This window comes from Stenotrophomonas sp., assembly GCF_031995405.1.
Lineage (GTDB): Bacteria > Pseudomonadota > Gammaproteobacteria > Xanthomonadales > Xanthomonadaceae > Stenotrophomonas.
In genome coordinates, this window is the sequence record NZ_DAMAGC010000164.1 from 1 (window position 1) to 7599 (window position 7599).

The window sequence follows — 7599 nt, forward strand, 5'->3', positions numbered from 1 at the left end:
TTCTGATCCTGCTGTCAGGTGGCGCACTCTCTGCTGGTGGCACAAGCCCCTCTGTTGAGGGGCTGCCCCGACAGGGGCGGGGAGAGGCAGGCAAAGGGACCGGGCCCAAACGCTGCGAAGCGGCGTTTGGGGCGACGGCGCAACGCGCCGTCGCATCCCGCGCCAGATCAAAAGAAAAGGGCTGCCCGGTGGGCAGCCCTTTTCTTTTGATCTGGCGGAGAGGGGGGGATTCGAACCCCCGAGGCGCTATAAACGCCTGCCTGATTTCGAGTCAGGTACATTCAACCGCTCTGCCACCTCTCCAGATGGTCCCGGCGAACCGGGAGGCGAATGATACGGGCAGGACGCGTCGGCGACAAGTCATTCGTTTGCAGTGGAAGTGAATTTCTTCTGTATGAATGCCTTGCCGGATGTCCGGCGGGCCGCGATCATGCCGTTATTCCCCGCAACGTCCCCTTGGCTGCAGCCTCCCCATGATCGAATTCGGACACCTGACCCACCCCGGCCTGCGCCGTGACCTCAACGAGGACACCTACTACGGCGATGGCGAACTGGCGTTGTGGCTGGTGGCCGACGGCATGGGGGGGCACGCCTGCGGCGAAGTGGCAAGCGCGCTGGCGCGCGAGACCATCGTGCGCGAGATCCGACAGGGCGCGTCGCTGGCGCATGCCATCCGGGTTGCCGATGAAGAAATCATCCGCACCTCGCGGCGGCGCAACGACAGCCTGCCGATGGGCACCACCGTGGTCGCCGCGCGCGTGCAGGGCAACCGCTATGAAGTGGCCTGGGTTGGCGACAGCCGCGCCTACCTGTGGCGCGATGGCCAGCTGGCCCAGCTCAGCCAGGACCACAGCGTGGTCCAGGAACTGGTCGCCCAGGGCAACCTGACCGCCGAGCAGGCCCGCGCCCACCCGCACCGCAACGTGGTGACCCAGGCATTGGGCGTGACCGACCCGGCCCACCTCAACGTCGCCACCACCACCGGCGAACTGCGCCCGGGCATGCAGCTGCTGCTGTGCAGCGACGGGCTGACCGAAGAAGTGGAAGACAAGGGCATCGCCAGCACCCTGGCCTTCGACGACGCCAGCGCGCAGGAATGCGTGGATACCCTGGTCGCCGCCGCACTGGATGGCGGCGGTTCGGACAACATCACCGTGATCCTGGTGCGCTGCCACTGAGGGCTGACCTGCGTCCTGCGGTCAGCCCGCTTCGGCCATCTCGCGTTCGCCGTCCCAGATCGCATGGCCGGCTTTCTTGCGCAGCCTGGCCAGCCGCGCTTCGTGGGCGTCCAGCTCGGACGCGGTAGCCACCACGCGTGGGCGCGGCAGCAGGCGCGAGGTGTCGAACGCCTGCGCGTGCGCGGTACCGCCCTTGCCCTCGTCGGCCGAACCGAAGCCGATCTCTTCCTGGCCCGAGGTCAGCGCGATGTACACATCGCCCAGGATCTGGGCATCGAGCAGGCCGCCGTGCAACTGGCGGTGCGCGTTGTCCACGCCCAGCCGCCGGCAAAGCGCGTCCAGCGAATTGCGCTGGCCCGGGAAGCGCTCGCGCGCCATCTTCAGGGTATCGACCACCGTGCAGCGGTCGGTGATCTTGCCGTAGTGGTCACCGAGCAGCGACAGCTCGTTGTCCAGGAAGCCGATATCGAACGCGGCGTTGTGGATGATCAGTTCGGCGCCATCGATGAAGGCGAGGAACTCATCGGCGATCTGCGCGAAGTCCGGCTTGTCGGCCAGGAACTCCAGGGTCAGCCCGGTGACTTCCTGCGCGCCCTGTTCGAACTCGCAGTCCGGCTTGATGTACTGGTGATAGTTGTTGCCGCTGGGGCGACGTTCGAGCAGTTCCACACAGCCGATTTCGACGATGCGGTTGCCCTTTCGCCATTCCAGGCCGGTGGTTTCGGTATCGAGGATGATCTGACGCATGGGCTCAGTGTACCGGGCCGGCGGCGCGGATCCGGATCGCGGCATCGCGCGCGAGCTGGTCCACCCGCTCATTGTCCGGGTCACCGGAATGGCCCTTCACCCAGCGCCAGTCGATGGTGTGCATCAGGGTGGCCGCGTGCAGGCGCTCCCACAGTTCGCGGTTCTTGACCGGATCGCCACCGGCGGTCTTCCAGTTCTTGCGGATCCAGCCCGGCATCCACTGGGTCAGGCCCTGGCGCACGTATTGGGAATCGGTGAACAACACGATGTTGCACGGCTCGCTCAACGCCTCCAGCCCGGAGATGGCGGCCATCAGCTCCATCCGGTTGTTGGTGGTGTGCGCTTCACCGCCGCTCAGCTCACGCTCGTGCGCGTTGTAGCGCAGCAGTGCCGCCCAGCCGCCGGGGCCGGGATTGCCGAGGCAGGAACCGTCGGTGTGTATTTCTATGGTCTTCATTGCATTCCAGATCAGGTCGCCACGGTGCCGTGCCATTGGCGGACCGGCAGTGGCGTAGGTCCCGGCAAAGCCAGGGTGCGTTTCTCGGCGGTGAACAGGCACGCCGCGCGCAGCAGTGCGAGGCTGCGGTGGCCGGGTGCGCGGTCGTGCCACATCGGTCCCAGGTAGGTCACGTCCTGGCAGGCCAGCCCGGACCGGTCCAGGGTATGCCGCAGCCGCTGCGGGCTGCGCACCACCAACCCGCGGTGGCGCCATTGGCGGCGATACGGACTGAACGGGTTGAGGGTGGACAGCCACAGCCGGCCGCCGGGCATCAGCACCCGTGCGCATTCGTCGATCAGCTGTTCGGCGTCGCGGGCGGTGACGTGCTGCAGCACGATCGCGTTGACGCTTTCGCTGGGCAGCGGCAGCGGCAGACCGCAGCGGGTATCGCCGGCAAACCCGGCGCCGTCGCGGTACAGGCGCAGCCCCCGCCCCGGCAGGCTGGGCAGGGCCGCCCACGCGGCGGTCGGCGCCACCCACAGCCAGGGCGTCACCGGGTGCTCGGCGAGCAGCGGCATCAGGCGCTGCAACTCCAGCTGGCACAGGACGTGTGCCGGTTCAGTATCAAACCAGGATGCGACTGACGCTTGACGGGGGCTCGGCGTGGCGGGCATGGTCCAATTCTATGCGACTCACTGCCCTACCCGCATTTGCGGACAACTACATCTGGGCGCTGGTCGCCGACGACGGCCGCGCCGTCGTTGTCGACCCGGGCCAGGCATCGCCGGTTCTGGCTGCGGCAGCGCAGCAGGAATGGACGCTGGAGGCGATTCTTCTCACCCACCACCATGACGACCATATCGGCGGCGTGGCCGAGCTGCAGGCCCGCCATCCCGGGGTTGCGGTGTATGCGCCGGACGATCCCCGCATCCCGATGGCGACCCATCGGGTGGGCGAAGGTGAACACGTTCAGGCATTGGGCCTGGGGTTCCACGTAGTATCCGTGCCCGGCCACACCCGGTCGCATGTCGCGTTTCACACCGCTGAACACCTTTTCAGTGGGGACGCGCTGTTCAGCCTGGGCTGTGGCCGCATGTTCGAAGGTACGCCGTCCCAACTGCAGGCATCCCTGCACAAGCTGGCGTCCCTGCCCCCGCATCTGCTGTTGTGTTGCGGGCACGAATACACCGTGTCAAATGCCGTCTTCGCGCGGCACGTCGACCCCACCAACGCTGCGTTGCTGCAGCGCCATGAGGAGGCCCTGGCCATGCGCCGCGATGAACGCCCCACGCTGCCGGTAACACTGGCCAGCGAGCTGGAATGCAATCCGTTCCTGCGTACCCGTTTTCCCTCGATCCAGCGGGCCGTCAGTGCCCACCTGGGTCGCCCCGTCACCGATGAAGTCGATGTCGTCGCAGGTCTGCGCGGCTGGAAAGACGGATTCCGTACATGAGCCGGCGATTGTTGCCGCTCGCGCTCGGCCTGGGACTTGCCCTGGCCGGTGGCGCGAGCGCCCAGTCGTTGAGTGCGGGAATGTCGCAGAACGTGTCCGGGCTCTCGCAGCTGCCACTGGACCCCGCCGCCCTGCCGCCGGTTTCGGTGCGCAACGGGCAGGAGATCTTCGCCAGCTTCCGTGAAGGCCTGGCCGAACCGACCTGCAACGCCGAGGCGACCAGCCCGCGTTGGCAGAAGCAGTTCGCCCATGCGCCGTCGCGGCTGGCCAACCAGGACGATGACGCCCTGGTGCTGTTCGGCTACGTGGTCGAAGAGCTGCGTCGCTCGAACCTTCCCACCGAATTTGCGCTGATCCCGTTCGTGGAAAGCGGCTACCGGCCCAATGCGCGCAACGGCAGCGGCCCGGCCGGGCTGTGGCAGTTCATCGCCACCACCGCCAAGAACCACCGGGTACAGATGACCGCCGGGTACGACGGTCGCCTGTCGGCGGTGGACTCCACCCAGGCCGCGGTGCGCTACCTCAAGACCCTGCATGGCATGTTCGGCGGTGACTGGCGCCTGGCCACCATGGCCTACAACGCCGGTGAGTACCGCGTACTGCAGTCGTTGCGCAAGGCCGGCATGAACGCGCAGAACGCGCGGCCAGCCGAACTGCCGGGGCTGTCGCCGATCACCTACGCCTACGTGGAGAAGCTGCACGCGCTGGCCTGCGTGCTGGAAACGGCTGAAACCAAGCCCGGCGTGATGGCCTCGCTGGACCGCACCGTGCCGGTGCTGAAGGGCCACACCCTGCCGGCCGGCACCAGCGTCCAGCAGTGGGCCGCACAGCGCTCCCTGGACCCGGCGCGGATCGCCCGGCTCAACCCGGCCCTGGCCAGCGGCAAGGGCCGTCCGAGCGGCCAGGTCACCGTGCTGGCCCCGGCCAGCCATGCGCCGGTGGACGCCAGCGCTGCGGTGATGGCGACGGTCGCCGCGGCCGACAGCCCCGCCCCCGTCGATACGGCGCCCTCGGCCAAGGCCGAGGCCCCGGCACCGCGCGTGGCCCGGACCGTGGCCAGCAGCGCCGATCGTCCGCGCAGCCGCCGCCACACCGTGCGCGACGGCGAATCGCCGTGGACCATCGCCCGCCGCTATGGCATGCCGCTGAAGGCCCTGTTGTCGCTCAATGGGCTCAACGGCAGCAGCGTGCTCAAGCCCGGCGCGGTGTTGCGCGTGGAGGATTGACGGGTTACCCGGCGATCCAGCGCAGTACCTGCGATGCCCGGCGATGCCGGGCATCGTCGTTTCCGGGTGCTGCATATCGTGGAAGGTCGCAACGTGAAGCGGAGCACGTATGGAGGATGGGGGCGCAGGGTGCGGTGTCGGCATGACCATGGCCGAGGGCGCTTGATCGCCTGGAACCTGAGGCCCTGCCTGGCATCCCCCTCCACAACGCAGAAGGCCCGGCAATGCCGGGCCTTCTGCTGCCGCTGCAACCGGATCGGTTACAGGTTCGCCTCTTCGGTCTGCACCTTGTAGTGCTTGCGCATCGCGTCGATGTAGGCCTTGGCCGCGGCCATGCCGTCGATCTGGTTCAGCTGATCGGTGAAGGCCTTCTTCTGCTCCGGCTGGATCTCGGCCAGGTTGGCCGGGGTCACCTTGGTGACCGCATAGACCAGGTAACGGCCCTGTACGGCGACCTTGCCGTAGCTCGGCTTGCCTTCGGCCGGTGCCTGCGCACCGAACACGGCACGGTTGATCTCCGGGGTCGGGACCGGCTGGGTGCGCGGCAGGCCCGGCAGCGGGCTTACCTGCAGCTTCTCGCTGACAGCCAGCGCCTGCAGGGTCTGGCCGGCCTTGAGCTTGGCCAGCAGCGCGTCAGCGGCCTTCTCCGAGGCCTGGCGGCCACGGTCGGCACGGATCGCGGCGATCACCTGCTCACGGGCCTTGTCCAACGGCAGCGCCTGCTCCGGGCTGTGGTCGGTCACGCGGATCATCACGCTGTGGTTCGGTGCGATCTCGATCGGGTCGCTGACCGTGCTGTCCTGGGTGAGGATGTCGGAGAACGCGGCGCGCAGCACGGCCGGATTGGCAGCGATGCCGCTGGCGGTGGTGCGGGTGAACGGCCCCAGCGTCTGCACCGGCAGGCCCATTTCCTTGGCCGGGCCTTCCAGCGAGGTCGGGTTCTTGTAGACCAGATCCACCAGACGACCGCTCACATCGGTGAAGGCGCGCTCGTTGTCGGCTTTGAGCTGCTCTGCGGCAAGCTGGTCGCGCACTTCTTCGAACGAACGGCTCTCGCCCCCCTTCTTTTCGCGCAGCAGCAGCACGTGGTAGCCAAAGTCGGTCTTGACCGGGCCGGTCACTTCAACGGCCTGCATCGCAAACAGCGCGTCTTCGAACGGCTTGACCATCGCGCCACGCTCGACCCAGCCCAGATCGCCACCGTGTTCCTTGGAACCGGGGTCTTCGGAGTTGGCCTTGGCCAGCGCGGCGAAGTCGGCCCCCGGCTTCTTGGCGTCGGCGGCGATGCGGGTGGCCTTTTCTTCGGCGACCTTCAGCTTGGCCGGATCCTTGCCATCGGCGGCGATCAGGATGTGCGAGGCTAGGCGCTGTTCCGGTGCGGCGAAGCGTGCCTTTTCGTCGGCATAGCGCTTGCGCAGGGTGGCCTCGTCGGCCGCGGTGGCGGCCGGCAGGGTGGCGCCGTTGATTTCCACGTATTCCAGCGACACGGTTTCCGGCTGGCGGAAGTCCTTGGTGTGGCTGTCGTACCACTGCTTGATCTGCGCGTCGGTCACTTCGGCGGTATCGGCCGGCAGTTCCGGCAGGGCGGCCAGTTCGACGTCGCGGGTTTCGCCCAGCAGCTTGAGCAGGCGCTCGGTTTCAGCGGCGGTGGCGAAACCGGACAGCTGCAGCGCCGAGGGGATCACCGACTGCTGGATGCTCTCGCGCACCAGCGCCTCGAACTGGGTCGGGGTGCGCGGCGGGTTGCCGCCGGCCAACGCCAGGCGATACTGGGTGTCGCTGAACTTGCCATCGGGGCCCACGAATGCCGGGATGGCGGCGATGTACTCGCGCACGGCGTTGTCGCCGATCACGATGCCGGATTGTTCGCCGGCCAGGCGCACGACCTGCTCGTCGATCATCTGGTCGAGCACGGCCAGCTTGTTCTCGGTGCTTTCGAAATGGCGCGGGTCGAAGTCTTCGCCCTGCTCCTGGCGGGCCTGCTGGCGCGCCTGTTCGAAACGCACGCGGAAGTCCTGAGAACTGATCTCATGGTGCTGCCACAGGAACGACATCGGCCACCATGCCGGCGCCGAGCGCCACCACGTCGGCGGCGCTGCCACCTTGGCCACGTTCTGCGCACCCACGCCACCGAGGTAGCTGGAGTCGATCACGAACAGGAACGGAATCATCAGCAGCCCCAGGATCACGGTAACGATCCAGCCCGAGGTCTTGTCGCGAAGTTTCTGCAGCATGGGAAAAATCATGGCCTGAGTGGCGAGCCGGGCAGTGTAACCCGCTTCCGGCGTGGCTCCAAAACCGTCGCGGGCAGGCGCGGCGCCGCTACTGCAACGGCTGCGGGCCGCCGGATGTCGCAATCACATCGATCACAGGCGGGCGTGACGCGCTGGATGTCGCCGCGGCGGACAAACCGGTTCTTCGGCCATCGCGTGGCGAGAACAGAGCGTGCTCTGCATCTTTTCGGGCGCGGTTGTCGGCGGATCGGGCGCTGGGTCCCCATGCCCTTTCCGGCGAATGTCCCCCGGCGTCGGCCTGCGGCCGCCCCCTCCTCCTTTA

Annotated in this window: 7 protein-coding genes and 1 tRNA gene; 3 read left to right on the forward strand and 5 right to left on the reverse strand. The window is 67.6% G+C overall.

The window, feature by feature from the left end; all coding sequences use genetic code 11:
- Positions 1–212 precede the first annotated feature (212 nt).
- A tRNA-Ser gene (locus tag RTO53_RS18650) sits at positions 213–303 on the reverse strand.
- 170 nt (positions 304–473) lie between these two features.
- Here RTO53_RS18650 and RTO53_RS18655 point away from each other — a divergent pair.
- A complete protein-coding gene (locus RTO53_RS18655) occupies positions 474–1178 on the forward strand; it encodes a protein phosphatase 2C domain-containing protein (RefSeq protein WP_256775650.1) in 705 nt (234 codons plus the stop codon).
- Between the two features lie 21 nt (positions 1179–1199).
- Here RTO53_RS18655 and dnaQ read toward each other — a convergent pair whose 3' ends face one another.
- From dnaQ to RTO53_RS18670, 3 genes are read right to left on the reverse strand one after another with little or no spacing between them, the layout of a single operon-like run.
- Entirely contained in the window at positions 1200–1925 is a 726-nt protein-coding gene (gene dnaQ, locus RTO53_RS18660; RefSeq protein ID WP_312239185.1) for a DNA polymerase III subunit epsilon, read from the reverse strand.
- A gap of 4 nt (positions 1926–1929) precedes the next feature.
- Positions 1930–2382 (reverse strand): ribonuclease HI, encoded by a 453-nt coding sequence (rnhA, locus tag RTO53_RS18665; RefSeq protein ID WP_312239186.1) that lies wholly within the window; start codon positions 2380–2382, stop codon positions 1930–1932.
- An 11-nt stretch (positions 2383–2393) separates the two neighbouring features.
- Positions 2394–3038: a methyltransferase domain-containing protein gene (locus RTO53_RS18670; RefSeq protein WP_312239187.1), complete on the reverse strand. Its 645-nt coding sequence runs from the start codon at positions 3036–3038 to the stop codon at positions 2394–2396.
- 11 nt (positions 3039–3049) lie between these two features.
- Here RTO53_RS18670 and gloB point away from each other — a divergent pair, with 11 nt between their 5' ends.
- Both gloB and RTO53_RS18680 read left to right on the forward strand, forming a co-directional pair.
- Positions 3050–3817: a hydroxyacylglutathione hydrolase gene (gloB, locus tag RTO53_RS18675; protein ID WP_312239188.1), complete on the forward strand. Its 768-nt coding sequence runs from the start codon at positions 3050–3052 to the stop codon at positions 3815–3817.
- Positions 3814–5043, forward strand: coding sequence for a transglycosylase SLT domain-containing protein (locus RTO53_RS18680; RefSeq protein WP_312239189.1), 1230 nt, complete (start codon positions 3814–3816; stop codon positions 5041–5043). The genes gloB and RTO53_RS18680 overlap by 4 nt, the downstream gene beginning before the upstream one ends.
- Before the next feature lie 260 nt (positions 5044–5303).
- Here the strand turns inward: RTO53_RS18680 and RTO53_RS18685 are convergent, their stop codons facing one another.
- The gene (locus RTO53_RS18685; RefSeq protein ID WP_312239190.1) at positions 5304–7277 is read right to left on the reverse strand and encodes a peptidyl-prolyl cis-trans isomerase; all 1974 of its coding nucleotides are present in this window, start codon (positions 7275–7277) and stop codon (positions 5304–5306) included.
- Positions 7278–7599: the final 322 nt, after the last annotated feature.